The 25,139-nt window shown below is 58.5% G+C and carries 25 protein-coding genes, 3 tRNA genes and 1 pseudogene; 20 read left to right on the top strand and 9 right to left on the bottom strand.

Translation table 11 applies throughout. The annotated features are described in order from the left end of the window. Nucleotides 1–110: 110 nt before the first annotated feature. On the bottom strand, nucleotides 111–566 hold the full coding sequence (locus tag EGT36_RS16290) for a PRC-barrel domain-containing protein (RefSeq protein WP_004442682.1): 456 nt from the start codon (nucleotides 564–566) through the stop codon (nucleotides 111–113). Nucleotides 567–706: 140 nt separating this feature from the next. Here EGT36_RS16290 and EGT36_RS16285 point away from each other — a divergent pair, with 140 nt between their 5' ends. Beyond that, entirely contained in the window at nucleotides 707–1,126 is a 420-nt protein-coding gene (locus tag EGT36_RS16285; RefSeq protein WP_004442680.1) for a DUF1801 domain-containing protein, read from the top strand. Between the two features lie 40 nt (nucleotides 1,127–1,166). Here EGT36_RS16285 and EGT36_RS16280 read toward each other — a convergent pair whose 3' ends face one another. Further along, nucleotides 1,167–2,117, bottom strand: a complete 951-nt coding sequence (locus EGT36_RS16280; RefSeq protein WP_172965613.1) for an alpha/beta hydrolase — start codon at nucleotides 2,115–2,117, stop codon at nucleotides 1,167–1,169. Nucleotides 2,118–2,315: 198 nt separating this feature from the next. Here EGT36_RS16280 and EGT36_RS16275 point away from each other — a divergent pair, with 198 nt between their 5' ends. Next, nucleotides 2,316–2,912 carry a hypothetical protein gene (locus EGT36_RS16275; protein WP_004442676.1) on the top strand — a complete coding sequence of 199 codons (597 nt, stop codon included), beginning with the start codon at nucleotides 2,316–2,318 and terminating at the stop codon, nucleotides 2,910–2,912. Between the two features lie 90 nt (nucleotides 2,913–3,002). Here EGT36_RS16275 and uvrB read toward each other — a convergent pair whose 3' ends face one another. Further along, nucleotides 3,003–5,972, bottom strand: a complete 2,970-nt coding sequence (uvrB, locus tag EGT36_RS16270) for an excinuclease ABC subunit UvrB (RefSeq protein WP_037089984.1) — start codon at nucleotides 5,970–5,972, stop codon at nucleotides 3,003–3,005. Between the two features lie 265 nt (nucleotides 5,973–6,237). Here uvrB and EGT36_RS16265 point away from each other — a divergent pair, with 265 nt between their 5' ends. Together EGT36_RS16265 and EGT36_RS16260 are read left to right on the top strand one after the other, a co-directional pair. Next, nucleotides 6,238–6,591: a DMT family protein gene (locus tag EGT36_RS16265; RefSeq protein ID WP_003507620.1), complete on the top strand. Its 354-nt coding sequence runs from the start codon at nucleotides 6,238–6,240 to the stop codon at nucleotides 6,589–6,591. Between the two features lie 102 nt (nucleotides 6,592–6,693). Further along, nucleotides 6,694–7,116, top strand: coding sequence for a GNAT family N-acetyltransferase (locus EGT36_RS16260; RefSeq protein WP_081859515.1), 423 nt, complete (start codon nucleotides 6,694–6,696; stop codon nucleotides 7,114–7,116). Nucleotides 7,117–7,155: 39 nt separating this feature from the next. Here the strand turns inward: EGT36_RS16260 and EGT36_RS16255 are convergent, their stop codons facing one another. Continuing rightward, nucleotides 7,156–7,539 carry a winged helix-turn-helix transcriptional regulator gene (locus tag EGT36_RS16255; RefSeq protein WP_004442667.1) on the bottom strand — a complete coding sequence of 128 codons (384 nt, stop codon included), beginning with the start codon at nucleotides 7,537–7,539 and terminating at the stop codon, nucleotides 7,156–7,158. A gap of 145 nt (nucleotides 7,540–7,684) precedes the next feature. Here EGT36_RS16255 and EGT36_RS16250 point away from each other — a divergent pair. Continuing rightward, a pseudogene (locus EGT36_RS16250) lies at nucleotides 7,685–8,285 on the top strand (NAD(P)-dependent oxidoreductase). Nucleotides 8,286–8,297: 12 nt separating this feature from the next. Then, nucleotides 8,298–8,774, top strand: a complete 477-nt coding sequence (locus EGT36_RS16245; protein ID WP_037089965.1) for a nuclear transport factor 2 family protein — start codon at nucleotides 8,298–8,300, stop codon at nucleotides 8,772–8,774. A gap of 65 nt (nucleotides 8,775–8,839) precedes the next feature. Here the strand turns inward: EGT36_RS16245 and EGT36_RS16240 are convergent, their stop codons facing one another. From EGT36_RS16240 to EGT36_RS16230, 3 genes are all read right to left on the bottom strand, one after another. Next, nucleotides 8,840–9,433, bottom strand: a complete 594-nt coding sequence (locus tag EGT36_RS16240) for a hypothetical protein (RefSeq protein ID WP_006700353.1) — start codon at nucleotides 9,431–9,433, stop codon at nucleotides 8,840–8,842. A gap of 5 nt (nucleotides 9,434–9,438) precedes the next feature. Then, a complete protein-coding gene (locus EGT36_RS16235) occupies nucleotides 9,439–9,831 on the bottom strand; it encodes an acyl-CoA thioesterase (RefSeq protein WP_004442658.1) in 393 nt (130 codons plus the stop codon). A 74-nt stretch (nucleotides 9,832–9,905) separates the two neighbouring features. Then, complete coding sequence (locus EGT36_RS16230; RefSeq protein ID WP_006700352.1) at nucleotides 9,906–10,793, bottom strand: TrmH family RNA methyltransferase; 888 nt, start codon at nucleotides 10,791–10,793, stop codon at nucleotides 9,906–9,908. A 209-nt stretch (nucleotides 10,794–11,002) separates the two neighbouring features. Between EGT36_RS16230 and EGT36_RS16225 the strand changes: the two genes are divergently transcribed. Continuing rightward, nucleotides 11,003–11,087: transfer RNA gene (locus EGT36_RS16225), tRNA-Tyr, on the top strand. A gap of 25 nt (nucleotides 11,088–11,112) precedes the next feature. Further along, nucleotides 11,113–11,186: transfer RNA gene (locus EGT36_RS16220), tRNA-Gly, on the top strand. A gap of 133 nt (nucleotides 11,187–11,319) precedes the next feature. Here EGT36_RS16220 and EGT36_RS16215 read toward each other — a convergent pair. After that, nucleotides 11,320–11,640 (bottom strand): BA14K family protein, encoded by a 321-nt coding sequence (locus EGT36_RS16215; protein WP_004442654.1) that lies wholly within the window; start codon nucleotides 11,638–11,640, stop codon nucleotides 11,320–11,322. A gap of 264 nt (nucleotides 11,641–11,904) precedes the next feature. On the opposite strand from EGT36_RS16215, the gene EGT36_RS16210 reads away from it, so the two are divergent. Further along, nucleotides 11,905–12,354, top strand: coding sequence for a hypothetical protein (locus EGT36_RS16210; RefSeq protein ID WP_125270537.1), 450 nt, complete (start codon nucleotides 11,905–11,907; stop codon nucleotides 12,352–12,354). Between the two features lie 499 nt (nucleotides 12,355–12,853). Then, nucleotides 12,854–13,222 carry an MliC family protein gene (locus tag EGT36_RS16205; RefSeq protein WP_004442650.1) on the top strand — a complete coding sequence of 123 codons (369 nt, stop codon included), beginning with the start codon at nucleotides 12,854–12,856 and terminating at the stop codon, nucleotides 13,220–13,222. A gap of 456 nt (nucleotides 13,223–13,678) precedes the next feature. On the opposite strand, the gene EGT36_RS16195 is transcribed toward EGT36_RS16205, so the two are convergent. After that, on the bottom strand, nucleotides 13,679–14,311 hold the full coding sequence (locus EGT36_RS16195; RefSeq protein WP_004442646.1) for a TerC family protein: 633 nt from the start codon (nucleotides 14,309–14,311) through the stop codon (nucleotides 13,679–13,681). Between the two features lie 401 nt (nucleotides 14,312–14,712). Here EGT36_RS16195 and tuf point away from each other — a divergent pair, with 401 nt between their 5' ends. The 10 genes from tuf (at nucleotide 14,713) to rpoB (ending at nucleotide 25,045) form a co-directional block, all read left to right on the top strand. Beyond that, nucleotides 14,713–15,888: an elongation factor Tu gene (tuf, locus tag EGT36_RS16190; protein WP_004442617.1), complete on the top strand. Its 1,176-nt coding sequence runs from the start codon at nucleotides 14,713–14,715 to the stop codon at nucleotides 15,886–15,888. Nucleotides 15,889–16,030: 142 nt separating this feature from the next. Further along, a complete protein-coding gene (locus tag EGT36_RS16185) occupies nucleotides 16,031–16,924 on the top strand; it encodes an NAD-dependent epimerase/dehydratase family protein (protein ID WP_037093947.1) in 894 nt (297 codons plus the stop codon). A 125-nt stretch (nucleotides 16,925–17,049) separates the two neighbouring features. After that, nucleotides 17,050–17,125 (top strand) — tRNA-Trp (locus EGT36_RS16180). 183 nt (nucleotides 17,126–17,308) lie between these two features. Continuing rightward, entirely contained in the window at nucleotides 17,309–17,509 is a 201-nt protein-coding gene (gene secE, locus EGT36_RS16175; protein ID WP_004442643.1) for a preprotein translocase subunit SecE, read from the top strand. A 21-nt stretch (nucleotides 17,510–17,530) separates the two neighbouring features. Next, complete coding sequence (gene nusG / locus EGT36_RS16170) at nucleotides 17,531–18,061, top strand: transcription termination/antitermination protein NusG (RefSeq protein ID WP_003523721.1); 531 nt, start codon at nucleotides 17,531–17,533, stop codon at nucleotides 18,059–18,061. Between the two features lie 143 nt (nucleotides 18,062–18,204). Beyond that, nucleotides 18,205–18,636: a 50S ribosomal protein L11 gene (gene rplK, locus EGT36_RS16165; RefSeq protein ID WP_004442641.1), complete on the top strand. Its 432-nt coding sequence runs from the start codon at nucleotides 18,205–18,207 to the stop codon at nucleotides 18,634–18,636. Between the two features lie 2 nt (nucleotides 18,637–18,638). Further along, entirely contained in the window at nucleotides 18,639–19,334 is a 696-nt protein-coding gene (gene rplA, locus EGT36_RS16160; RefSeq protein ID WP_003507704.1) for a 50S ribosomal protein L1, read from the top strand. A 355-nt stretch (nucleotides 19,335–19,689) separates the two neighbouring features. After that, nucleotides 19,690–20,208: a 50S ribosomal protein L10 gene (gene rplJ / locus EGT36_RS16155; protein WP_004442637.1), complete on the top strand. Its 519-nt coding sequence runs from the start codon at nucleotides 19,690–19,692 to the stop codon at nucleotides 20,206–20,208. Nucleotides 20,209–20,267: 59 nt separating this feature from the next. Next, nucleotides 20,268–20,645, top strand: a complete 378-nt coding sequence (gene rplL / locus EGT36_RS16150; protein ID WP_004442635.1) for a 50S ribosomal protein L7/L12 — start codon at nucleotides 20,268–20,270, stop codon at nucleotides 20,643–20,645. Between the two features lie 263 nt (nucleotides 20,646–20,908). Next, a complete protein-coding gene (rpoB, locus tag EGT36_RS16145; RefSeq protein WP_022556539.1) occupies nucleotides 20,909–25,045 on the top strand; it encodes a DNA-directed RNA polymerase subunit beta in 4,137 nt (1,378 codons plus the stop codon). Nucleotides 25,046–25,139 lie beyond the last annotated feature (94 nt).

Below are 25,139 nucleotides of genomic sequence, written 5' to 3'. Positions count from 1 at the left end.
CAGTGAGGCAAGGGTGCGGGCGGTGGGAATGCTGCCTGATGTTTAGACTTCCACGCATGAAAAACCCCCGCGCCGGAGCGCGGGGGGACAAGCCTCGACTGCAGGGGTAATCAGTCGTCCAGCTTGTCGTAATCGAGCTTCGGAGCGTTCTGCAGTGCATCCTTGGTGGTATCGACAAAGGCCTTCCATGTGCCGTTGTCATTATGAACGGCCACGGAGGCCGGATCGAGCACCACGTAGCTTTTGTCGATGCCCAGGAAGCCGCCGACGCTGGCCACGAGGCCGATCACCGCCTTGCCATCGCCGATCACGACGTCTTCGATTTCGCCGATGTTTTCATTCTGGGCGTTATAGATATCCATGCCATCAAGCTGGGAAGCGGTGAGATCGGTCTTCTGGACATTGACGAACTTCAGCGGGCCGGTTGCCTTCGTACCCATGGTAATGCCGGGGCCCGACAAGGTCGCATCCGCGCCGGCAGCAGGAGCCGTGGCAGCCGTCTGGGCAAATGCCACGGAAGAGGAGAGCGCTGCTGCGGCAGCGAGAGCGATGACATTGATTTTCATGATGTTTCTTCCCTTTTTATGCTGAACATTGCGTTCGGGGAAGAAACGGCAAAGAGCGGATTTGGTTCCTCATGGGATGACAGGAAAATTTGGTCTATGGTGAAAAAGAAACAGGCGTGCGTCGAAATCGGGAGGATGTCATGGCGAAAAACACGGTGACTGAAGATGCAGAGCAGACCGCACCATCAGACTTCATCGACCGGAAGATCGCGGAGCTGGGCGACTGGCGCGGCGAGACGCTCGCGCGTGTTCGCGCGGTGATCCAGAAGGCCGATCCGGAAGTGGTGGAAGAGGTGAAGTGGCGCGGCGTTCCGGTCTGGTCGCATGCGGGCATTCTCTGCACCGGCGAAACCTATAAAAGCGCGGTGAAGATGACATTTGCGAAGGGCGCCTCTCTGGAGGACCCGTCAGGCCTGTTCAATTCGAGCCTTGAGGGCAACACGCGGCGCGCCATCGATTTTCACGAGGGCGATGTCGTTGATGAGGAGGCGCTGGCAGCGCTGATCCGCGCTGCGGTGGCGTTGAACGTGGCGGGAAAAAGCGGAAAGAAGCGGGGATAAAGCCGGGCGGTGTCACCGGCAAAGAACGACAGATCGTGATTTAATCGCGGTTGGCATCCGCTGTCTTGTCCCACTCTCCGTCGATGAATTTCAGCGCATCGATGATCGAAACCTTCCACACGGACCAGACGTGATCGCCATCCGTCACCCGCAGTTCGGATTTGCGGTTGTCCGCCTGCAGGGTCTCATGCAGGGCAATGGCACCGCGCCAGAGGAAGAAGCCATCGTCATCTCCCACAGTCAAATAGGTGGCGGGGAGATCCTGACTTTCTGCGACATGCTGTGCGACGAGGGTGAAGACATTCTTTTCGTTAAAGAGACGTGCATCGAAAGGGGTGCCGAAGGCGCCGGAGAAATGATCGCCGGTTGAGGGAAGCACGATGCCGCTGGTGACGGTGGTGCGGTCGACGCGGTGGAAAAAGGCGCTGTCCTGAATGAGCTTGAGTTCGGCGGGTGTCTTGTCGAGATCGGAGGCGGGCACGCTTTGCCAGATGGCGCCCGACAGGCTGGCGACGGCGCCATAGAGGTCCTCGTGGCCGTAGGCGAGATGCAGGGCGCCGAAACCGCCCATGGAAAGGCCAACAATGGCGCGGCCTTGACGATCTTTTCGCACCGGCAGCGTTTTTTCGATCTGGTGGCGCAGATCGCCGGTGAGGGCGGTCTCGTAATCGCCGGGACCGCCGACGGCGGCAGAATCCACATACCAGCTGTTTTTCACGCCGGGCATCACGACAACCAGAGGGCGGATGGCGCCAGCCTCGATGAGCGTATCGAGCGTCTTTTCGATATTGCCGAGATCGCGCCAGCTGTTCTGGTCGCCGTCATGGCCGTGCAGGAGGTAAAGTACAGGCCAGCCGTTTTCGGGCGGCGGACCTTCGGGGCGATAGATATTGACAGGGAGCGGCGCGTTCAGGGCGGCGCTGTGAAAGGTGGCGTCTTGGATATGGCCGGCGAAAGCTGAACCGGAGGACATGAACAGACAGAAGGCCATAAGTTTTTTCGATACATATGGGTCTCCTGTCATCATTCCCGAAAACGATCAACGTTCCTCGGGCCTACGCGTTCCTGATTTCATAATGTTACGGCAATGTTGTTCGCGCAAGTTTGCGCGCGGTCTGGCGATTGCGACGCCGCAAACGTGGTTTGACGAGCCCACTTCATTAAGCTGCTTTTTTCAGGTTCCAACAGGATGACATTGCCATTATCGCGTTTTGCCTGCCTGTCTGTTTTTCTACTGTTCCTCGCCGGTTGCATGACCGTACCGATTTCCAGCATTCCCAAGCTGATGCGGCAGGATTTTCTGACGATGGATTTCGAGCATGTGCGGGTCGGATTGCAACTGCCAGCCAATCTTTCCCTCCGGTCCGGTGACGCCGTGATGATCACCCGGAGCAGGACAGACGGCGCAGCCGAAGAAACCGTTGCGACCTACGCGCTGGTGGCGGATACGGATGCGGCTGCGCTCGCTAAATTCCGGCCGGAAAAACGGGATGGTATGTTGGCGAGCGTATGGCGGGTAAAGCCCGAAGACGTCGGAAGGCTCGCGGAGCTACAGGAGCGGGTGCGCCGTTCCCGCGCTCAGGGTCCCCGTATCAGAGGCAGCACCGAGATCAAGATCGTGAAAGCCTGCTTCAAAGGCACGTTTCCCGCTGGCCCGATCTATTCCTCGATCTATATGAAACCGGCGGAAAACGAAGACTATATTCCCACATCGCTTGATGCGGATCTGGTCAAGCTGTTCGGGGCAACCGCGGTCAAGTCGCTGATCACGCCTTGTGAAGGCTGACAGGCGCCGCCGGCATGCGCAGACGGCGCCGACATGAAAGATGGGAGCCTTAGCCGCTGTTCATGTCAGGCGGGCCTTGCACAGAGCGCATCAGCGGCCCGGACGGCCAGTCTTGCCCTTGGTCCTGCTTTTGCGCTTCTGCTCTCCGGCATCTTCATAGGAACCGGCGCCGATCTTGCCACGGACCAGCGGCCGCGGATCGTCCGTGGAGCGTTCGGGCTGGCCTTCCAGCAGCGGGGAGAACCTCTTGCCGGGTTCGGTCGCGGGCTTATCGGGCACCGCGCCCCTTACGGGCTTTTCGGTACGGCCCACGGTCATCTCGTCCAGCGTGTTCTTGCGGAAAAGCGGTTTTCCTGCGTCGGAGCCCGGACCCATCTCGTCCAGCGAAGGTTTGGCGAAGAGAGACTTCCCGCTTTCGTTCGTGGAAGCGGCATCCCCGTCTGCCCTGCCGGATGTCTCCCCCTCAACGGGGGAAATCGACAAGTGGCTCCGTCTGTTGTTTTTCCCGCCGCCTTCGACCGCACGTGCTTCTTCCTTGGCCATGGGGTCGTCCATGGTGGCAAGTTCGGCTGCCTTGAGGCGTTTGATTTCGTCGCGCAGACGGGCTGCCTTTTCAAAGTCGAGGTCCGCTGCGGCGTCGCGCATGGATTTTTCCAGCGCGTTGAGATGGGCCTGGAGATTGTTGCCGACCAGATGACCGCCATCGGCGAAGCCCTTGCCGGAAACGCCTGAAATATCGGCTCTTACGTGGTCGCGTTCATATACGGAATCAAGAATGTCGGAGATCCTCGCCTTGACCGATTCCGGCGTGATGCCATGTTCCTGGTTATAGGCCATCTGCTTTTCACGGCGGCGGGAGGTTTCCTCCATCGCCCGCTTCATCGAACCGGTGATATTGTCGGCATAAAGGATGACCTTGCCATCGACGTTACGCGCGGCGCGGCCGATGGTCTGGATCAGCGAGGTCTCCGAGCGCAGGAAGCCTTCCTTGTCTGCGTCGAGGATGGCTACGAAACCACATTCCGGAATATCGAGACCCTCGCGCAGCAGGTTGATGCCGACGAGCACGTCGAAAGCGCCGAGCCGCAGGTCGCGGATGATCTCGATGCGCTCCAGCGTGTCAATATCGGAGTGCATGTAACGGACGCGGACACCCTGTTCATGCAGATATTCGGTGAGGTCTTCGGCCATCCGCTTGGTCAGCACGGTGCAGAGCGTGCGGTAGCCCTTGGCGGCGGTCTCGCGGATTTCGCCGAGAACATCGTCCACCTGGGTGCGGGCGGAGCGCACTTCGACCGGAGGATCGATGAGGCCGGTCGGACGGATGACCTGTTCGGCGAAAACGCCGCCGGATTGCTCCATTTCCCAGCCTCCGGGGGTGGCGGAGACGGAAATGGTCTGCGGGCGCATGGCATCCCATTCCTCGAAGCGCAGGGGACGGTTGTCCATGCACGAGGGCAGGCGGAAGCCATATTCGGCCAGCGTTGCCTTGCGGCGGAAGTCGCCGCGATACATGCCGCCGATCTGAGGAACGGTGACGTGGCTTTCGTCGATGAAGATCAGCGCGTTGTCGGGAATATACTCGAACAGGGTCGGCGGCGGCTCGCCCGGATTGCGGCCGGTGAGATAGCGTGAATAGTTTTCGATGCCGGCGCAGGAGCCCGTGGCCTCCAGCATCTCGACATCGTAGCGCGTGCGCTGTTCCAGACGCTGGGCTTCCAGCAGGCGGCCGGCTTTTTCAAGCTCGGCGAGGCGCAGCTTCAGCTCTTCCTTGATCGACTTGATCGCGCCGTTCAGCGTCGGGCGCGGTGTCACATAGTGCGAATTGGCGTAAATCTTCACCGATTGCAGGTCGCCGGTCTTATGGCCGGTCAGCGGGTCGAATTCGGTGATGGATTCAATCTCGTCACCCCACATGGAAATGCGCCAGGCCGCATCTTCAAGGTGGGCGGGGAAGATCTCGATCGTATCACCGCGCACGCGGAAGGAGCCGCGCACGAAGTTGATGTCCTGCCGCTTGTATTGCTGGGCCACGAGGTCGGCAAGAAGCTGGCGTTGATCCAGCTTGTCGCCTACCTGCATCTGGAAGGTCATGGCCGTATAGGTCTCGACCGAACCGATACCATAGATACAGGAAACCGAAGCGACGATGATACAGTCGTCACGTTCGAGAATGGCGCGGGTTGCGGCGTGGCGCATACGGTCGATCTGCTCGTTGATCGACGATTCCTTCTCGATATAGGTGTCGGAACGCGGCACATAGGCTTCCGGCTGGTAATAATCGTAATAGGAAACGAAATACTCCACCGCATTGTTTGGAAAGAAGTTTTTGAATTCGGAATAGAGCTGGGCAGCCAGCGTCTTGTTGGGCGCCAGAATAACGGCCGGGCGCTGTGTGGCCTCGATCACCTTGGCCATGGTGAAGGTCTTGCCGGAGCCGGTGACGCCGAGCAGCACCTGCGAGCGGTCGCCGGAATTGAGGCCTTCGACGAGATCGGCAATGGCGGTCGGCTGATCGCCGGATGGCTTGTAGTCCGTCACCATCTCGATGGCGATGCCGCCTTCCGATTTCGGCGGACGGGCCGGCCTGTGGGGTGTCCAAAGCTTGCCATCCTTGAAGAGCGGGTTGCCGCTTTCAATCAGTTTGGAAAGCGCGTCCACCGTCGCCGTCACCGCGCCCGGTGCCAGGGACTGGGCATCCTCCAAGGAGACATCGAGCCCTGCTACAGGATTGAGACCCGCGGCGGCGCGCGTTTTCGGATCGCTCGACGCGCCGATCGAAACGCCGCGCGCCGTTTTGGACGCGGTGGTCTTTTTCGCCGTCTTTGTGGCGGCCTTTTCCGCTTCCTTGCGCGCTTCTATTTCGATCTTCTTGCGGTGCTTGCCCGCCTTCGAAGCGATTTCGCGCTGGGTCTCCACGGAGGATGCTTCCGCATCCGCCTCAAGTTGCTTGACCCAATCGGCAACGCTGCCGCCGAGCGGCGCGCCTTCGAATGACGATTGCGGAGCTTCCTCGAAGCCCGAGGGCGAGGAGGTGGAGTTTTTCGGTGATCTGGCCATGGGCGAAATATGGAGAGAGTCACGCGCAAAGGGAAGGGGAGACAGTGAAAAAATGAGTACAAAAAGGAAACGGAGCATGCGGAACAAAATTCCGCCGGATGCGTTGCGTAGCGGCTGAACACGGCCTTGCCGCGATCCGTAGAAATCGATTCCGGTTTTCGGCCGGATGCGCTAGAGCAAATCCATTACGGCAGGATGAGGGATCCCCTCAGACTGCCTTCTTCCGCTGCATTTTACGACATCCCTCTTTTTTCCAGGACCCATCATGCCGTTCTCAATCAGCCCTGCCCACATCTGGCCTGTCCTGATGCTCATCGCCTCCAATGTTTTCATGACCTTCGCCTGGTACGGCCACCTCAAGCACAAGGGCAGCGCGCTCTTTCTGGCGATTGTCGCCAGCTGGGGCATCGCCTTTTTCGAGTATGTGCTCGCCGTTCCCGCGAACCGCATCGGTTCGGAGGTTTACTCCACCGCACAGCTCAAGACCATTCAGGAGGTCATCACGCTCGCGGTCTTCGCGCTGTTTTCGATCTTCTGGCTGAAGGAAAGCATCACCATCAACCACGTCATCGGCTTTGCGCTGATCGCTTTCGGTGCTTCCTTCATTTTCCGGTCCTGAATAGGAAGAGACCCGCGCTTTGCCTGCCCAGAACCATCGCAACGGACAAGAGGTGATGTATCGATGAAAATACGGCCTGCAAGACTTGACGATGCAAAGGGAATGGCAGCGGTTCAAAACGAGATATTCGCGGCCGGCCTTCGAAAAGCGCCGACGGACGTCGCGGCGGTGCTGGAGAATTACATCCAGCACGCCGACCGTATCGAGTGTTCGGTCGCGGAGGATGAAGACGGGCATATCCTGGGCTTCCAGTCGCTGCGTTATGCACGGGCGGACAATCCCTATGGCGTGGCGGAAGGGTGGGGCATCATCGGCACCCATGTCAGTCCGCAGGCGGCGCGAAGAGGCGTTGGATCCGCCCTCTTCGCCGCGACGCGCAGGGCGGCGGAGGCGCGGGGCCTCAAGAATATCGACGCCAGCATCGGCGCGGACAATGCGCTCGGGCAGAGTTATTATGATGCCATGGGCTTCATGACCTACCGCCAGCCGGAAGGGTTGGTCTGCAAGGTTTACCGACTGGACTAGATGCGGCGTGCCGCTGCCGGTCGGGTATTGCTCTGATGGTCAGCTGCGATTGTCGTTTTCGGAATATTGCAGGCGGGCCTTGCAGATGCGGACGTGGTTTTCGTCGGCCCATTGGACCAGCAATTGCATCGGTACCAGAAACGAGCGGCCAAGACCTGTCAGCTCATACTCCACGCGCGGCGGCACCTCGGCATAAAGCGTGCGCCGGATGAATCCATCCTCCTCCAGCCGCTTCAGCGTACGGGACAACATCTGCTTGGAAATGTCGTCAATCCTGCGGTTCAACTCGTTGAAGCGCAGCACGCCGCCCTGCAGCGCTTCGAGAACCAGAAGGCTCCATTGGTCTCCGATGCGGTCCAGCACATCCCGAATGGGGCAGGGCTGCTCGAAGTCGAAGATTTCTTTCGTCTGCGTATCCGACATTTCGATTACCCCATATCCTTGCAGGTCATCGCCATGTGACCAGATCACCGGCTGCTGACTTCTTGCTGCCGGGGACGCGATACCATAGCTCTTTCTTTCGGTCTATTATTTAGACCAACGACAATAGCAACAAAAGGAAGAAGCCATGGCTAAAATCGCGCTCATCGGTGCTTCCGGCAATGCCGGGTCCCGTATTCTCAAGGAACTTTCCGACCGGGGGCATCATGTTACGGCCATTGCCCGCAGCCCCGAAAAGATTGCCACCCTGCCGAACGTCGTTGCAAAGAAAGGCGATGTCTTCGATCAAACCGGACTTTCAAAACTGCTTGCAGGTCACGATGCCGTGATCAGTTCGGTGCATTTCACGGCGAGCGACCCGGTGACGCTGATCGAGGCCGTGCGTGCCTCCGGCGTTCCACGCTACCTCGTGGTTGGTGGCGCCGGCAGTCTTGAAATCGCGCCCGGTCAGCGTGTCGTCGACCTGCCGGATTTTCCTGCCGCTTACAAGGCCGAGGCCACCAAGGGTGCGGAGTTTCTTGATTTGCTGAAACAGGAAAAGCAGCTCGACTGGACCTTCCTTTCGCCTTCCGCCGAGTGAAAGAACGGGCAAATTCCGCATCGGCAAGGACAATCTTCTAAGCAATGAAGATGGTAGCCGCATTTCCTTCGAAGACTACGCGATTGCGCTTGTCGATGAAATCGAGAAGCCGCAGCATTCCCGCCAGCGCTTCACCGTCGGTTATTGAGAGGTATCACCCATGAATGTCATGACACGTCGTCTCGCCATCGCCGCTCTCGCTCTTGCGCCCGCATTGACAGCCGTTCCGGTGCTGGCCGAAACCGCCGGGCGGGATTTCGCCCGGGAAGAGGCCAATCGCAAGCTGGTGATCGAGTTTTACGATACCGTCTTCAACAAGCACGAAGTGGAAAAGGGTGCTGCCGTTATTGTCGACAGCTACAAGCAGCACAATCCCATGGTGCCGGACGGCAAGAAACCGTTCGTGGATTACTTCACCGGCCACTTCAAGGAAAACCCGCAGTCCAAGGCGCGGATCGTGAGAAGCGCCGCGGATGGCGACCTTGTCTATCTGCATATTCATTCAACAGAAAAGGACGGAGACCGGGGCAGGGCCATCGTCGATATTTTTCGGGTGACCGATGGCAAGATCACCGAGCATTGGGATGTAATCCAGCCCGTGCCGGAGACGGCGGCGAACAACAATACGATGTTCTGAGGCGACGAACTTTTGAGGCAGGCGGGCACGCCGGGATCGTGCCCGCTTGCCGGAACGGGTAAACTTCAGGCCAGAAGATCGTAAGTACGGAAAATCCAGGCGATCTGGTAAATCAGCGCAAAGATGACGAGAAACCGATGGAAACGGCGGTTCTCGATGAAGATCGCCAGCGTGAACAAAATGACGTAGATGGCGGTGCGTATAAGGTATTCCGGACCAAGTGAGGCGAGATAGTCCTGGCCCTTCAGCAAAGTATCCCCGACATCGGTGACGAAAAGCGCTGCCAGAAAGGCGAAGAACCAGCTTTTGCGGGAAAGGAAATAATCCTCATATCCCCTGTACTCCTTCATCTCCGTGGGAAAGAGCAGAACGCACAGGAAATAAAACAGCGAGCAGAACAGGATCAGGAAAAGGAACGCGCCGAAGCCCAGTACATGGCCTGTGGCAGAAAGCCGGTGCTCCCACCACCAGAAATGCACCAGCATCAGAAACAGGAACGCCACCCAGCCGATGTGCAGGGGATAAATCCGTTCTTTTTTGGGATGCTGCACGAAACCTGCAAGGCCGGTCAGCAATCGGGCGAGGCTGAGGCCGACCACCATGCCCATGACCGCGCGGATGTGCGAATAGGCTTCTGCGGCGTTGACGGCGGCCTCCATCGCTCCTACTCCGCCGGAGGAATGGGCGTCGGTTGCCCGTTTTCGTCCATCGCCACCATGATGAAGGTGCCGGCGGTTACCTTTTCCAGCTTGTCGTAACGCGACCGCTGCGCCCAGGCCTCTACCGTCAGCGTGATGGAGGTGCGGCCGACGCGGGCAATATCGGTATAGATGGACAGCGTGTCGCCGATCTTCACCGGCAGTTCAAAGGCCATTTCCTTGACTGCCGCCGTGACCACGCGACAGCGAGAGCGTTCCGCCGCACGAATGCCGCTCGCCAAGTCCATCTGTGACATGACCCAGCCCCCGAAAATATCGCCGGCCGGATTGGCGTCGGCCGGCATGGCGAGCGTTCTGAGCGTCAGCTCGCCGGTCGGTTTGATGGTCTGGTCGGTCATGTTGATGTGCTCCGTGCGAATGACAAAGGCGCAGCATGCGATGCGCTTTGTGATTTCGCAAGGAATGGCAAGCGTCAGGACGACGCTTTGCCCAGAAATTGCTGCGTTGCGTAAAGGGCGATGGCCGCCGCGTTCGACACGTTGAGCGATTTGATCGCTCCCGGCATATCGAGACGGGCGAGCGCCGAGACGGTCTCGCGGGTCTTCTGGCGCAGGCCCTTGCCTTCGGCGCCGAGCACCAGTGCGATTTTTTCGCCGCTGAAGGTCCGTTCAATCGGGGCGGGGCCCTCCGAATCGAGGCCGACCGAGAAGAAGCCGAGCTTGTGCAGTTCACCCAGCGCATCGGCGAGATTGGTGATCTGGATATAGGGGATGAGTTCCAGCGCGCCTGAGGCGGATTTCGCCAGCACACCCGACTCGGTCGGGCTATGGCGCATCGTGGTGATAACGGCGCCCGCATTGAAGGCGACTGCCGAGCGCATGATGGCGCCAACATTATGCGGATCGGTGACCTGATCGAGCACGAGAATGAGTGGGCTATCCTTCAGCGCGCCCAGCCGCTTGACCGGCAGCGGCCGGGTCTCCAGCATCACGCCCTGATGGATCGCCTCAGGCCCCAAAACCCTGTCGATATCCTGCGGGGATACTATTTCGACCGGGAAGGGCTGCGCCTCCGCCTCGCCGATATCGAGACGTGCAAAGGCATTCTGGGTAACCGAAAGCTTGACGATCTGCCGCTCCGGATTGGCAAGGGCTGCGCGTACGGTATGCAGGCCGTAAAGGTGCACCTGGTCGGGCGCAAGTTGCGGCGGCTTCCAATCGTCGGCGCCGCGGTTCCGGCGCTTCGACTGCTGCGGGGTCGGAATTTCACCGCGCTCGCGCTTCGCGTCGCGCACGGCACGACGCAGGTTGGCGTAATGTGTGTCGCGGGTGGATTTGTTGTTGGGATCGTCTTTGCTCATGGCGCCTTATATCTCCGGCGCGTTCCGCGCACCAGCCCCCGTGATAATCCACAGGGCTGCAAAGGGGATTGAATTTTTTCCCGAAAATTCGTGAAAGGGCGTGTTGACAGAAACGAACGAGGCCGTCATATACGCGCCACAGACGACGCAACGGCGCTTCGCCGCAGCGAAATCTGAAGAGCTTGGTCGCTTGATCCTCGCAGATAACTGGAGGGATGCCCGAGTGGTTAAAGGGGACGGACTGTAAATCCGTTGGCTACGCCTACGTTGGTTCAAATCCAACTCCCTCCACCATTCTGCACGGATCGAAATCGCCACCGCGGGTATAGCTCAATGGTAGAGCAGCAGCCTTCCAAGCTGAATACGCGGGTTCGATTCCCGCTACCCGCTCCAGCTTCCTCTCAGTAAATCACCTTATCGCTGCGGGACGTGTTTCGCTTCTCCGGGTTGTGCCGTGAGCATTCAGCCGATGCGGTGATGGGCTCTAGTTTATCCTATACGCCATGAATGCCGCTCCGAGTCGCGCTCAATAAGGCGAACGGCACTGGCTTCTTGTGCCTGCGGGCGCCAGGTAGCTGTTATCAGTAGGGTGATAGGAGGCGTAACGCGCCGCGCACCATTTTACGTGATTTATTTCGGCCTGAGACAGGGCGTATCCGTCAGGCGTGGCTTCTTCCCCGGTTCCCGCGGCAAAGGCGGATGCGGGATAACCGCGCTGGCCCGAATTTTGCGCCTGCGTTTCATAGGCTGGCTGTATGAGGCTCAACGCCTCAGCGGGCATAACAAAAGCGGCAGATAATGCGACGCCAAGAGCGAGCGCGGAGATGGTCTTCGGCATCCTCAACATCGATAAATCCTCATTATTCGTTCGGGATGCTAACGAAAATTTAGGAATTTCGTTCCGATGGAGGCTTGACGCCACACGAAGACGTGATTCTTCGGCTTGATCGGAGAGCGTGGGTTCGGATCGGGCCTCATGGGGGAATCCGAGGCGCGGCAGGATGGATTTATGCTCGCTCAACCGGACTTTGTATCCATGCCGCACTGCTCGTTGACAAGCGGAAAATCCGGTCAGATAGTCGACCGGCAATCATGCAAACGGGAGTCTTCAATGTTGAACAGGGTTGTCATTCTCTCATCCTTTGCGCTGCTGGCATCGGCGGCGTTTGTCTCCCCCGCTGCCGCACTCACCATGAAGGAGTGCAGCGTAAAATATCAGGCAGCGAAAGCTGACGGGTCCGCCAAGGACATCAAGTGGAACGATTATCGCGCCAAGTTCTGCGGCAGCGAGGCGGCGGCTGAAGATGCGGCCGACGACAAGCAGGTCGCGGCCACAACCGAGAAGGAACCCGAAAAAGCGACGATCAAGGCTCCGAAGGGCGTCGCTTTCCCGAGCGCTGTTGACAAGAAATATTCAAGCGAGACGCCGGCGAAGGCCCGCCTGAAAACCTCTGTCGACTCCTATCACAAGAACAAGAATGACGGTACGCTCGGCGATCTGAAATGGATCCAGAAGGGCGGCGGCTACTGGAGCCTGTGCAACACGGCGCTGAAGAGCTGAGGCGGGCAGGGGCGGCGGTCGGTTTCCGCCGCCCTGTCCCGAGCCGATATCGCATGAAGCGTGTAGCGCTGGAGGCGAAGACCCTCGCGCTGGCGGATCTGTGCGTCCTGCTCCGTCCACCGACCCCATTTCGGGCGGGTAAAATATGCGAATAGCCTGTGATTCAGCCTCTTGGTAGACAGGCTGATCCCTGCGGTTTATCCGCATCCAGCAATTCAACGGTTACGGCTGTCGAGCAACGGCCGTCCGGCGATGGGGGCGGATGACCAGACGGTTTCGAAATTATCTCGTAGTTCTGGCCATATCCTTGGCGATGTGGGCTGTGATTCTCAGCATTGTTTACTGGCTGTTTCGATAGCCAGCCCCCGCTTGGGGTTGATTGTAATGATGCACGCGTCCAGCGGCAATGAATCGGGGATAGGGCGGCGGTTCCTGGAGCTGCCGCAATTTGGCTTTGCTGGCGTGACCTTATGACGGGGTCAAACCAGGAAGGCCCATCATGAAGAAATCCGTTGCAGCACTCTATCTTGCCGCTCTGTCCTTGCCGGCTGCCTCCAGCGCGCTTGCCGAGGATCTGGTGATTCCGCTTCCCGGGGATACGACGGTTGAAAAAACCGATGCCGTCTATCGGTGCGGCGCCGAGACGGTGGAGGCGGTTTATTACAACGCCGGCGACATCAGTCTTGTTCGGCTGGGCTTGAAGGACGGCGTTATCGTCGCCGCCAATGTTGTTTCAGGCTCCGGAGCAAAATACCAGGGCGGCGCTCGTGTCTGGTGGTCCAAAGGAGACGAAGCCGATCTCTACGATGTGATGGCGGATCCGGACATGAAACAGCCGGTTCATTGTGTGGAAGAGAAAAAAACCTGATCGCCATGAGATTCATGGAGCGGCGGCAGGGCGGTTTTGAAAACCGTGCCATGCCGCCGGTCAGTGTCAGGCTGCATGCTCAGCCAAGAACAAGCGACGCTACAAGCGCCAGCAGAATGAGAGAACTGGCGACGACGCCAAGCTTCATTCGGCGAAGACGACGGGTACGTCCGCCGCTCCAGTCATAAGCCATTGGGAGCTCTACCTTTCTTTTTATTATTATGACTTATAAGTAGCTCCCTAGGCTTGCCCGTGGCTGACCTCAATTGCCAGAATCCACCGGCGACAAATCACGATTTCCCAATCTTCTCCGGATGTTGCAGCGAAGGCGACAGCTGATTCCCCGCTCGTTCCACCAACGCAAAGGCCGGGTGGTCGGTGAGCTGGCCCCCGTCATGCAAAAGGCCCGGAAAGCGAGGCTTCCGGGCCTTCTGAAAGTGTGTTTCTGCAGGTGGCTCAGCCGAGATAGGCCTGAATGTAGGGCAGGACTTCGAGCGTGCCGTGATACAGCATGTTGAGCGCCACGTAGATGATGACCATCAGGCCGAGATAGGAAATCCAGCGGTAGCGGTGCAAAAGCTTGGCGACGAAGTTGGCTGCAAGTCCCATCAGCGCAATCGAGACGATGAGCCCGATGACCAGAACAGTCACATGTTCCTGCGCGGCGCCGGCGACGGCGAGCACATTGTCCAGCGACATGGAGACGTCGGCGATGACGATCTGGGTCGCTGCCTGGAAGAACGTCTTGTGGCCCTTGGTCAGGTCGGCCTCTTCATCCGTCACCTCGTCCTCGATGGAGCCCGAAGCTTCGCGCAGTTCGCTCCACATTTTCCAGCAGACCCAAGCAAGCAGCAGGCCGCCAAAGAGCTGCAGGCCGACGATGGCAAGAAGCTGTACGGTGACGGCGGCAAACCCGATGCGGAGAACCGTGGCGGCGATGATGCCGACAAGGATCGCCTTGCGGCGGAGATGCGCAGGAAGACCGGCGGCGGCAAGGCCGATGACGATGGCGTTGTCGCCTGCCAGAACGAGATCGATCGCAATGACCTGTAAGAATGCCGTGAAACCGGCGGCTGTGAAGATTTCCATTGGCTGGTCCTGAAACGGATAGAGAGGCGGCGCGGGGAAAAGCGGCGGTCGAGACATGCATGGTAGCGCGGCAGCGCCCGTTTCCGCTCGCCCGTCTCCCCCCGGCGATGAAGTGTCCTTAAGCCATCGAGCCGCCCCAGGTAAAGAAGTTGTGATGGAAATATCTTAATTAGTGATCGGCTGCGACTGAAAAGGCGGCTCGTCTGTATCTCTGTGTGATGCCACGGCGCGGGTTTGAATGTCGCAAAACATACACCATATACGCCCCACAAGGCACGCTTAGAGCGCGCGCGAAGGCGCTTTCACAATTAAGTCTTGCGCATTCGCTTACAAAGCCTTAAACGGCGACACCAAACCGGTTCGCCGGGGAAACTACTTCACGTTCACAGGAAGCAATTCACATGGCAAAGAGCAAGTTTGAGCGGACGAAGCCGCACGTCAACATTGGCACGATCGGTCACGTTGACCATGGCAAGACGTCGCTGACGGCAGCAATCACGAAGTTCTTCGGCGAGTTCAAGGCGTATGACCAGATCGACGCGGCTCCTGAAGAGAAGGCTCGTGGTATCACGATCTCGACGGCACACGTTGAGTACGAGACGGCCAACCGTCACTACGCTCACGTTGACTGCCCCGGCCACGCCGACTACGTGAAGAACATGATCACCGGTGCTGCCCAGATGGACGGCGCGATCCTGGTTTGCTCCGCCGCTGACGGCCCGATGCCGCAGACGCGCGAGCACATCCTGCTTGCCCGTCAGGTTGGCGTTCCGGCCATCGTCGTGTTCCTCAACAAGGTCGACCAGGTTGACGACGCCGAGCTTCTCGAGCTCGTCGAGCTTGAAGTTCGCGAACTTCTGTCGTCCTACGACTTCCCGGGCGACGATATTCCGATCATCAAGGGTTCGGCGCTTGCTGCTCTTGAAGATTCCGACAAGAAGATCGGTGAAGACGCGATCCGCGAGCTGATGGCTGCGGTTGACGCCTACATCCCGACGCCTGAGCGTCCGATCGACCAGCCGTTCCTGATGCCGATCGAAGACGTGTTCTCGATCTCGGGCCGTGGTACGGTTGTGACGGGTCGCGTTGAGCGCGGTATCGTCAAGGTTGGTGAAGAAGTCGAAATCGTCGGCATCCGTCCGACCTCGAAGACGACTGTTACCGGCGTTGAAATGTTCCGCAAGCTGCTCGACCAGGGCCAGGCTGGCGACAACATCGGTGCACTTGTTCGCGGTGTTAACCGTGACGGCGTCGAGCGTGGTCAGATCCTGTGCAAGCCGGGTTCGGTAAAGCCGCACAAGAAGTTCAAGGCAGAAGCCTACATCCTGACGAAGGAAGAAGGCGGCCGTCATACGCCGTTCTTCACGAACTACCGTCCGCAGTTCTACTTCCGTACGACGGACGTCACGGGCATCGTTACGCTTCCGGAAGGCACGGAAATGGTTATGCCTGGCGACAACGTCACCGTTGACGTCGAGCTGATCGTTCCGATCGCGATGGAAGAAAAGCTGCGCTTCGCTATCCGCGAAGGCGGCCGTACCGTCGGCGCCGGCATCGTTGCCTCGATCGTCGAGTAATCTTAAGGCCTGAAAAGGCTTGACGAAAACCCCGCTGGAGACAGCGGGGTTTTTTGTTTTGTGTCTCGCGCCTGGGGGATGGGAGCTTTCGTTCCTCGGTCCCGGCTGCTACTTCATTGCTGGGGAGATGATGAGGAGTATCATGAAGAAGCGCATTCTGTTTACCGGTGGTTCCGGCAAGGCCGGACGGCATGTGATCCCGTGGCTCATCGACAAGGGATATGAGGTCCACAACATCGATCTCGTTCCGCTCGACAGGCCGGGCGTGACCAATCTCATCGTCGATATCACGGACAGCGGGCAGGTTTTTAATGCCCTTTCCATGCATCGGAACTTCGCGGAACTCGAAAGCGGGAAGGGTGTTCTGCCCTTTGATGCGGTGATCCATTTTGCTGCGGTTCCACGCATTTTGATCAAGCCGGACAACGAGACGTTCCGTATCAACACCATGGGAACCTATAATGTCATCGAGGCCGCGATAAAGCTTGGCATCCGAAAGGTAGTGATAGCATCGAGCGAGACCACATACGGGGTCTGTTTCGCCGAGGGCGAGAAGGATTTTCACCACTTCCCGCTTGAAGAGGACTACGATGTCGATCCGATGGATTCCTACGGACTGTCGAAGGTGGTGAATGAAAGAACCGCGCGGGCTTTTGCCGAGCGAAGCGGATACGACATTTACGCGCTGCGAATCGGCAATGTCATCGAACCCCATGAGTATGAGAAGTTTCCCGATTTCTTTGCCCATCCGGAAACACGCAAACGCAACGCCTGGGGCTACATCGACGCACGTGACCTCGGCCAGATCTGCCATCTTTGCATCGAAAAGGATGGCCTCGGTTATCAGGTCTTCAATGCCGTTAATGATACAGCTACGGCAACGGTCCCCACGCGCGAGCTTGCCCGGACATATTTCCCTCAGGTGCAATTCCGCCGAGAGATCGGAGAGCATGAGGGATTGATCTCCAACCGCAAGATTCGCGAGATCCTTGGTTTCAAGGAAGAGCATGACTGGCGGAAATACGTCAAAACCTGACGGGTGCATGATTTTCGGGGGCAGAGTGGAAAAAACAAAAAACACACTTGCCATTCTTTTCCCTGCACCTTAAAGGAGCGCATACCGAATTGGCCAAGCGATTTCGCGGCCGGTTCAGGTGACTAAGGGGTATAGCTCAGTTGGTAGAGCGGCGGTCTCCAAAACCGCAGGTCGGGGGTTCGAGCCCCTCTGCCCCTGCCACTTTCCATTCGCAAGCGCGGTTTTCGCTGCATGGCAGATGGGGCCGGTTTACCGGCGAATTTCGCCGAATGTCGATTTCCTCTTGTTAAAAGTGGAATCGGTGTTTATGTAGGGTCAAAACAGACACGCGGTGCGTGGGGCTGATTAGTTCGGCTTTACGCGCCGTAATTGCGTGGGCAGTCAATGGCATCCAAAACCAATCCGTTTACGTTTCTGCAGCAGGTTCGCGCCGAAGCGTCAAAGATCACTTGGCCGTCGCGCCGCGAGACCATGATTTCGACGGCTATGGTGCTGGTGATGGTCATTTTCGCAGCTCTGTTCTTTTTTGCTGCTGACCAGCTCATTGGCTGGATTCTCAGCCTTGTGCTGAACGTCGGCCGGTAACGGATTGAACGGAGAGTAAAGATGGCAGCGCGCTGGTATATCGTTCACGCATATTCGAATTTCGAAAAGAAGGTCGCCGAGTCGATCGAGGAAAAGGCCCGTCAGAAGGGTCTGGACCATCTTTTCGAGAAAATCCTCGTGCCGACCGAAAAGGTGGTCGAGGTGCGCCGCGGCCGCAAGGTCGATAGCGAGCGCAAGTTCTTTCCGGGTTACGTGCTGGTACGCGCCAACCTGACGGATGAGGCTTATCACCTCATCAAGAACACGCCGAAGGTCACCGGTTTCCTCGGTTCGGACAGCAAGCCTGTTCCGATTCCGGATTACGAAGCCGAGCGTATCCTTGGTCAGGTTCAGGAAGGTGTCGAGCGTCCGAAGTCTTCGGTTTCGTTCGAGATCGGCGAGCAGGTTCGCGTCTCCGACGGTCCTTTCGCGTCATTCAACGGCGTGGTTCAGGACGTGGACGAAGAGCGTTCGCGCCTGAAGGTGGAAGTTTCGATTTTCGGCCGCGCAACGCCGGTCGAGCTGGAATACAATCAGGTCGAGAAGGTCTGATTGGCGGGGCGATGCCCCAAGCGCGTGGAAGGCTAACTGGCTCTTTAAGCCGGGGCAGGGCGCCGCACCACGCAACCGCAGCCGCCGGAGAAATCCGGCTTAGAGAAGCCGGGCAACCGGTTTGAATTGAAAGGCAGAGAGATATGGCTAAGAAAGTTGCAGGCCAGCTCAAGTTGCAGGTAAAGGCTGGGTCGGCCAATCCGTCCCCGCCGATCGGTCCGGCACTTGGTCAGCGTGGCATTAACATCATGGAATTCTGCAAGGCGTTCAATGCCGCCACGCAGGAAATGGAAAAGGGTATGCCGATCCCGGTCGTCATCACCTATTACCAGGACAAGTCCTTCACCTTCGTCATGAAGCAGCCGCCGATGACGTACTGGCTGAAGAAGGAAGCAAAGATCACCTCCGGTTCCAAGACGCCTGGCAAGGGCGCCAAGGTCGGCTCCATCACCAAGGCTCAGGTCAAGTCGATCGCAGAAGCCAAGATGAAGGATCTGAACGCAGCCGACATCGAAGGCGCAATGGCAATGGTTGAGGGCTCTGCCCGCGCCATGGGCCTGGAAGTGGTAGGTTGATCATGGCCAAGGTAGCAAAGCGCATTCAGAAGATCCGCGAAGGCGTGGATCCGAACAAGCTCTACGTTCTCACCGACGCCATTTCGATGGTCAAGGAACGTGCAGTCGCCAAGTTCGACGAAACCGTTGAAGTTTCGATGAACCTCGGCGTTGACCCGCGCCATGCGGACCAGATGGTTCGTGGCGTTGTCAACCTGCCGAACGGCACCGGCCGTGACGTTCGCGTCGCCGTCTTCGCCCGTGGCGCCAAGGCTGATGAAGCCACGGCTGCCGGCGCTGACGTTGTTGGTGCGGAAGAACTGGTTGAAATCGTTCAGGGCGGCAAGATCGACTTCGATCGCTGCATCGCGACCCCGGACATGATGCCGCTCGTCGGCCGTCTCGGCAAGGTACTCGGCCCGCGTGGCATGATGCCGAACCCGAAGGTCGGAACCGTGACCATGGACGTTGCCGGTGCTGTCAAGGCATCCAAGGGCGGCGCTGTCGAATTCCGCGTCGAAAAGGCCGGTATCGTACACGCTGGCGTTGGCAAGGCTTCGTTCGACGCCAAGGCTCTTGAGGAAAACATCAAGGCTTTCGCCGATGCGGTCATCAAGGCAAAGCCGGCTGGCGCCAAGGGCAACTATGTCAAGCGCGTCGCCATCTCCTCGACCATGGGTCCGGGCGTCAAGATCGACCCTTCGTCGGTTACGGCTTAATCAATTCTCGCGCTTCCCGAGTGAAGTGTGAATAAAAGAATTTCCGGCTCCCAGGAGCCGGAGATTTCCGGGGAAACCCGGAACTCCTGTCCGAGATTGCGGGTGGCCATGTCCTTCGGGGCCCGGCCTTAATCATTTCGCCTGCATGAGACGGGTGAGGCTGGATTTGAGGTATCTGTCGATGCCTGACTGTCCGGTTCGAACCTGGTGTGCCTGTGCCTGTAGCCGTTTGCGGCGACAGAGCGGGGGACAGGATCCTCGAGCGTCGCTCGGGATCTTTGTAAAAAGGTCCCTTGGGGCAAAGGCAAACCCGACGGGTTCACAATCATGTGGCCCCGTCTACTGGAGACAGACAGTGGAAAGAGCGGAAAAACGCGAATTCGTCACGGAGCTGAACGAAGTCTTCAAGGCTTCCGGTTCGGTTGTCGTGGCCCACTATGCTGGTGTCACCGTTGCGCAGATGAACGACTTCCGTTCGAAGATGCGCGCTGCCGGAGGCACCGTCAAGGTCGCGAAGAACCGCCTGGCCAAGATCGCTCTTCAGGGTACGGAGTCGGAAGGGATGACCAATCTCTTCAAGGGACAGACGCTGATTGCATACAGCACTGACCCGATGATCGCTCCGAAAGTCGTCATGGATTTCGCCAAGACCAACGACAAGGTCGTTGTTTTGGGCGGCGCCATGGGCGCAACCACGCTCAACGCCGAAGCAGTCAAGTCGCTCGCGACCCTGCCTTCGCTGGACGAGCTGCGCGCAAAGCTGCTGGGCCTTCTCAATGCCCCGGCAACTCGCGTCGCTACGGTTGTCGCCGCACCTGCAAGCCAGCTGGCTCGGGTGTTCTCGGCTTACGCCAAGAAGGACGAAGCCGCTTAAGGCGGTTTTTCGCTGTAAATATTCAAACTGGTTCGAACTGAACAAAAGGAACTATCAAAATGGCTGATCTCGCAAAGATCGTAGAAGACCTCTCCTCGCTGACCGTTCTGGAAGCTGCAGAACTGTCCAAGCTTCTCGAAGAAAAGTGGGGCGTTTCCGCTGCTGCTCCGGTAGCCGTTGCTGCTGCTGGCGGCGCTGCTGCTGCTGCTGCTCCGGAAGAAGAAAAGACCGAGTTCGACGTTATCCTGGTTGACGCTGGCGCCAACAAGATCAACGTCATCAAGGAAGTTCGCGGCATCACCGGCCTCGGCCTCAAGGAAGCCAAGGACCTCGTTGAAGGCGCTCCGAAGCCGGTCAAGGAAGCCGTTTCCAAGGCTGAAGCTGCTGATCTCAAGAAGAAGCTTGAAGACGCAGGCGCCAAGGTTGACGTTAAGTAATCTTGCGATTGCTGGCGGGAAGGGGCTTAATGCCCCTTCCCGTCGTCATCGTTTTTAAAACTCATTACCCAAAAGCCGCGTGAAAATGGCTTTTGGGTAATGGGTTCTTCAAGAGAATGGTTCCGAACCGGCTCATCAAGGCAATCCGGCCTGATCGATCCGGGATGTGGAACGAGATTGAGGATACCCATTGATTGACGGGATCGACTGGCCATCGGTTCCCGTCCGTTGCAGGCCCGGATGCAATTTTTAAAGGAGCGACGATGGCTCAGACCCTTTCGTTTAACGGTCGCAGGCGCGTACGCAAGTTTTTCGGCAAAATTCCAGAAGTAGCGGAAATGCCGAACCTCATTGAGGTTCAGAAGGCTTCGTACGACCAGTTTCTCATGGTTGACGAGCCCAAGGGTGGCCGTCCCGACGAGGGATTGAATGCCGTTTTCAAATCCGTATTCCCGATCACCGATTTTTCCGGCGCCTCCATGCTCGAATTCGTATCCTACGAATTCGAAGCGCCGAAGTTCGACGTCGAGGAATGCCGTCAGCGCGATCTGACCTACGCAGCGCCGCTGAAGGTGACGCTGCGCCTCATCGTGTTCGATATCGATGAAGATACGGGCGCGAAGTCCATCAAGGACATCAAGGAACAGTCCGTCTACATGGGCGACATGCCGCTCATGACCAATAACGGCACGTTCATCGTCAACGGCACCGAGCGCGTCATCGTTTCGCAGATGCACCGTTCGCCGGGCGTGTTCTTCGATCACGACAAGGGCAAGAGCCATTCTTCCGGCAAGCTGCTCTTTGCTGCCCGTGTTATTCCGTATCGCGGTTCCTGGCTCGACATCGAGTTCGACGCCAAGGATATCGTCTATGCGCGTATCGACCGTCGCCGCAAGATCCCCGTGACCTCGCTGCTGATGGCGCTTGGCATGGACGGCGAAGACATTCTGTCGACCTTCTACACCAAGGCTTCCTATGAGCGCGACGGCGACGGCTGGCGTATTCCGTTCCAGCCCGAAGCGCTGAAGAACGCCAAGGTCGTCACCGACATGATCGACGCCGATACCGGCGAAGTGGTCGTCGAGGCCGGCAAGAAGCTCACGCCGCGCCTTATCCGCCAGCTCTCCGAAAAGGGCCTCAAGGCGCTGAAGGCGACCGACGAAGACCTGTACGGCAACTATCTGGCCGAAGACATCGTCAACTACGAGACGGGTGAAATCTATCTCGAGGCCGGCGACGAAATCGACGAGAAGACCCTCGGTCTGATCCTGCAGTCCGGTTTTGACGAGATTCCGGTTCTCAACATCGACCACGTCAATGTTGGCGCCTATATCCGCAATACACTGTCTGCCGACAAGAACGAGAACCGCCAGGAAGCCCTGTTCGACATCTACCGCGTCATGCGTCCGGGTGAGCCGCCGACCATGGATTCGGCGGAAGCGATGTTCAACTCGCTGTTCTTCGATGCAGAGCGTTACGATCTTTCGGCCGTTGGTCGCGTGAAGATGAACATGCGCCTCGACCTCGACGCGGAAGACACCGTGCGCACGCTGCGCAAGGAAGACATCCTCGCCGTCGTCAAGATGCTGGTCGAACTGCGCGACGGCAAGGGCGAAATCGACGACATCGACAACCTCGGCAACCGCCGTGTGCGTTCTGTCGGCGAACTGATGGAAAACCAGTATCGTCTGGGCCTTCTGCGCATGGAACGTGCGATCAAGGAACGTATGTCCTCGATCGAAATCGACACCGTGATGCCGCAGGACCTGATCAACGCGAAGCCGGCAGCTGCTGCCGTTCGCGAATTCTTCGGTTCCTCGCAGCTGTCGCAGTTCATGGACCAGGTGAACCCGCTTTCGGAAATCACCCACAAGCGTCGTCTTTCGGCTCTTGGACCGGGTGGTCTGACCCGCGAGCGCGCCGGCTTCGAAGTCCGCGACGTTCACCCGACCCACTACGGCCGTATTTGCCCGATCGAGACGCCGGAAGGCCCGAACATCGGTCTGATCAACTCGCTTGCAACCTTTGCCCGTGTCAACAAGTACGGCTTCATCGAGAGCCCGTACCGCAAGATCACCGACGGCAAGGTCACGAACGACGTTATCTACCTCTCCGCCATGGAAGAGGCGAAGTACTACGTCGCGCAGGCCAACGCGCCGCTCAATGAAGACGGTTCTTTCTCGGAAGAGTTCGTCGTCTGCCGTCACTCGGGCGAAGTTATGCTCGCACCGCGTGACAACATCAACCTGATGGACGTTTCGCCGAAGCAGCTCGTTTCGGTCGCAGCGGCTCTCATTCCGTTCCTGGAAAACGACGACGCGAACCGCGCTCTCATGGGCTCGAACATGCAGCGTCAGGCCGTTCCGCTTCTGCGCGCAGAGGCGCCTTTCGTGGGCACCGGTATGGAACCGATCGTTGCGCGTGACTCCGGCGCTGCCATCGCGGCTCGCCGCGGCGGTGTCGTCGATCAGGTCGATGCGACGCGTATCGTTATCCGCGCTACGGAAGATCTCGATGCAGGCAAGTCCGGCGTTGACATCTACCGTCTGCAGAAGTTCCAGCGTTCGAACCAGAACACCTGCGTCAACCAGCGTCCGCTGGTGTCCGTCGGCGATATCATCTCCAAGGGTGACATCATCGCGGATGGTCCGTCGACCGACCTCGGTGACCTGGCCCTCGGCCGTAACGCGCTCGTCGCGTTCATGCCCTGGAATGGCTACAACTACGAAGACTCGATCCTGATGTCGGAGCGTATCGTTTCCGACGACGTGTTCACCTCCATCCACATCGAAGAATTCGAAGTGATGGCGCGTGACACGAAGCTTGGTCCGGAAGAAATCACGCGCGATATTCCGAACGTTTCGGAAGAAGCGCTGAAGAACCTCGACGAAGCCGGTATCGTCTACATCGGTGCGGAAGTTCAGCCGGGCGACATCCTCGTCGGCAAGATCACGCCGAAGGGCGAAAGCCCGATGACGCCGGAAGAAAAGCTTCTGCGCGCCATCTTCGGTGAAAAGGCTTCCGACGTTCGCGACACCTCCATGCGCATGCCTCCGGGCACGTTCGGTACGGTCGTGGAAGTCCGCGTCTTCAACCGTCACGGTGTGGAGAAGGACGAGCGCGCGATGGCTATCGAGCGCGAAGAGATCGAGCGTCTGGCGAAGGACCGTGACGACGAGCAGGCGATCCTCGACCGTAACGTCTACGGCCGTCTGATCGACATGCTGCGTGGCCAGGTTTCGATTGCTGGTCCGAAGGGCTTCAAGAAGGGCGTCGAGCTCTCCAACGCCGTCGTCTCCGAATATCCCCGCTCGCAGTGGTGGATGTTCGCCGTCGAGGACGAAAAGGCCCAGGCTGAGATCGAAGCACTTCGCGGCCAGTACGACGAATCCAAGTCGCGCCTTGAGCAGCGCTTCATGGACAAGGTCGAAAAGGTCCAGCGCGGCGATGAAATGCCTCCGGGCGTCATGAAGATGGTCAAGGTCTTCGTTGCCGTTAAGCGCAAGATCCAGCCGGGCGACAAGATGGCCGGCCGTCACGGTAACAAGGGCGTCGTCTCGCGTATCGTTCCGGTCGAGGACATGCCGTTCCTCGAAGACGGCACGCATGTCGACATCTGCTTGAACCCGCTCGGCGTGCCTTCGCGCATGAACGTCGGCCAGATCCTCGAAACCCACCTCGCATGGGCATGCGCAGGCATGGGCAAGAAGATCGGCGAGATGCTCGAAGAGTATCGCAAGACGATGGACATCAGCGAGCTTCGCAGCGAGCTGACGGAAATCTATGCGTCTGAAGCCAATGACGAGGTTCAGCGTTTTGATGACGACTCGCTCGTCAAGCTCGCCGAAGAAGCCAAGCGCGGTGTTTCCATCGCGACTCCGGTTTTCGACGGTGCGCACGAGCCTGACGTTGCCGCGATGCTGAAGAAGGCAGGTCTGCATGAATCCGGTCAGTCCGTTCTTTACGACGGCCGTACCGGTGAGCCGTTCGACCGCAAGGTCACCGTCGGCTACATGTACATGATCAAGCTGAACCACCTTGTCGACGACAAGATCCACGCTCGCTCGATCGGTCCTTACTCGCTCGTTACCCAGCAGCCGCTGGGCGGCAAGGCGCAGTTCGGCGGTCAGCGCTTCGGGGAAATGGAAGTCTGGGCTCTGGAAGCATACGGCGCGGCTTACACGCTGCAGGAAATGCTCACCGTCAAGTCGGACGACGTGGCTGGCCGCACGAAGGTTTACGAAGCAATCGTCCGTGGCGACGACACCTTCGAAGCCGGTATCCCCGAGAGCTTCAACGTTCTCGTCAAGGAAATGCGGTCGCTCGGCCTGTCCGTCGAGCTGGAAAACTCGAAGATCGAGAACCAGCCCGAAGACCAGCTGCCTGACGCGGCGGAATAAACACGACAGAGGCGGGCGCCTGAGAGGGCGCCTGCCGGTTTCCCGAGCGGTCTTTGCGGTTCGGGATACTTTCGCCGCATTATGCGGTTAATCC

It is taken from the genome of Agrobacterium sp. FDAARGOS_525 (genome assembly GCF_003938925.1).
Taxonomy (GTDB): domain Bacteria; phylum Pseudomonadota; class Alphaproteobacteria; order Rhizobiales; family Rhizobiaceae; genus Agrobacterium; species Agrobacterium pusense.
Note: the sequence above shows the minus strand (reverse complement) of the source record. Positions and strands in the feature narration are given on the sequence as shown.

What these genes read in the sequence shown, in the direction of transcription:
- EGT36_RS16290 (WP_004442682.1), bottom strand. Translation starts at nt 566, where the DNA reads ATGAAAATCAATGTCATCGCTCTCGCTGCCGCAGCAGCGCTCTCCTCT.
- EGT36_RS16285 (WP_004442680.1), top strand. Translation starts at nt 707, where the DNA reads ATGGCGAAAAACACGGTGACTGAAGATGCAGAGCAGACCGCACCATCA.
- EGT36_RS16280 (WP_172965613.1), bottom strand. Translation starts at nt 2,117, where the DNA reads ATGGCCTTCTGTCTGTTCATGTCCTCCGGTTCAGCTTTCGCCGGCCAT.
- EGT36_RS16275 (WP_004442676.1), top strand. Translation starts at nt 2,316, where the DNA reads ATGACATTGCCATTATCGCGTTTTGCCTGCCTGTCTGTTTTTCTACTG.
- uvrB (WP_037089984.1), bottom strand. Translation starts at nt 5,972, where the DNA reads ATGGCCAGATCACCGAAAAACTCCACCTCCTCGCCCTCGGGCTTCGAG.
- EGT36_RS16265 (WP_003507620.1), top strand. Translation starts at nt 6,238, where the DNA reads ATGCCGTTCTCAATCAGCCCTGCCCACATCTGGCCTGTCCTGATGCTC.
- EGT36_RS16260 (WP_081859515.1), top strand. Translation starts at nt 6,694, where the DNA reads ATGGCAGCGGTTCAAAACGAGATATTCGCGGCCGGCCTTCGAAAAGCG.
- EGT36_RS16255 (WP_004442667.1), bottom strand. Translation starts at nt 7,539, where the DNA reads ATGTCGGATACGCAGACGAAAGAAATCTTCGACTTCGAGCAGCCCTGC.
- EGT36_RS16245 (WP_037089965.1), top strand. Translation starts at nt 8,298, where the DNA reads ATGAATGTCATGACACGTCGTCTCGCCATCGCCGCTCTCGCTCTTGCG.
- EGT36_RS16240 (WP_006700353.1), bottom strand. Translation starts at nt 9,433, where the DNA reads ATGGAGGCCGCCGTCAACGCCGCAGAAGCCTATTCGCACATCCGCGCG.
- EGT36_RS16235 (WP_004442658.1), bottom strand. Translation starts at nt 9,831, where the DNA reads ATGACCGACCAGACCATCAAACCGACCGGCGAGCTGACGCTCAGAACG.
- EGT36_RS16230 (WP_006700352.1), bottom strand. Translation starts at nt 10,793, where the DNA reads ATGAGCAAAGACGATCCCAACAACAAATCCACCCGCGACACACATTAC.
- EGT36_RS16215 (WP_004442654.1), bottom strand. Translation starts at nt 11,640, where the DNA reads ATGTTGAGGATGCCGAAGACCATCTCCGCGCTCGCTCTTGGCGTCGCA.
- EGT36_RS16210 (WP_125270537.1), top strand. Translation starts at nt 11,905, where the DNA reads ATGTTGAACAGGGTTGTCATTCTCTCATCCTTTGCGCTGCTGGCATCG.
- EGT36_RS16205 (WP_004442650.1), top strand. Translation starts at nt 12,854, where the DNA reads ATGAAGAAATCCGTTGCAGCACTCTATCTTGCCGCTCTGTCCTTGCCG.
- EGT36_RS16195 (WP_004442646.1), bottom strand. Translation starts at nt 14,311, where the DNA reads ATGGAAATCTTCACAGCCGCCGGTTTCACGGCATTCTTACAGGTCATT.
- tuf (WP_004442617.1), top strand. Translation starts at nt 14,713, where the DNA reads ATGGCAAAGAGCAAGTTTGAGCGGACGAAGCCGCACGTCAACATTGGC.
- EGT36_RS16185 (WP_037093947.1), top strand. Translation starts at nt 16,031, where the DNA reads ATGAAGAAGCGCATTCTGTTTACCGGTGGTTCCGGCAAGGCCGGACGG.
- secE (WP_004442643.1), top strand. Translation starts at nt 17,309, where the DNA reads ATGGCATCCAAAACCAATCCGTTTACGTTTCTGCAGCAGGTTCGCGCC.
- nusG (WP_003523721.1), top strand. Translation starts at nt 17,531, where the DNA reads ATGGCAGCGCGCTGGTATATCGTTCACGCATATTCGAATTTCGAAAAG.
- rplK (WP_004442641.1), top strand. Translation starts at nt 18,205, where the DNA reads ATGGCTAAGAAAGTTGCAGGCCAGCTCAAGTTGCAGGTAAAGGCTGGG.
- rplA (WP_003507704.1), top strand. Translation starts at nt 18,639, where the DNA reads ATGGCCAAGGTAGCAAAGCGCATTCAGAAGATCCGCGAAGGCGTGGAT.
- rplL (WP_004442635.1), top strand. Translation starts at nt 20,268, where the DNA reads ATGGCTGATCTCGCAAAGATCGTAGAAGACCTCTCCTCGCTGACCGTT.
- rpoB (WP_022556539.1), top strand. Translation starts at nt 20,909, where the DNA reads ATGGCTCAGACCCTTTCGTTTAACGGTCGCAGGCGCGTACGCAAGTTT.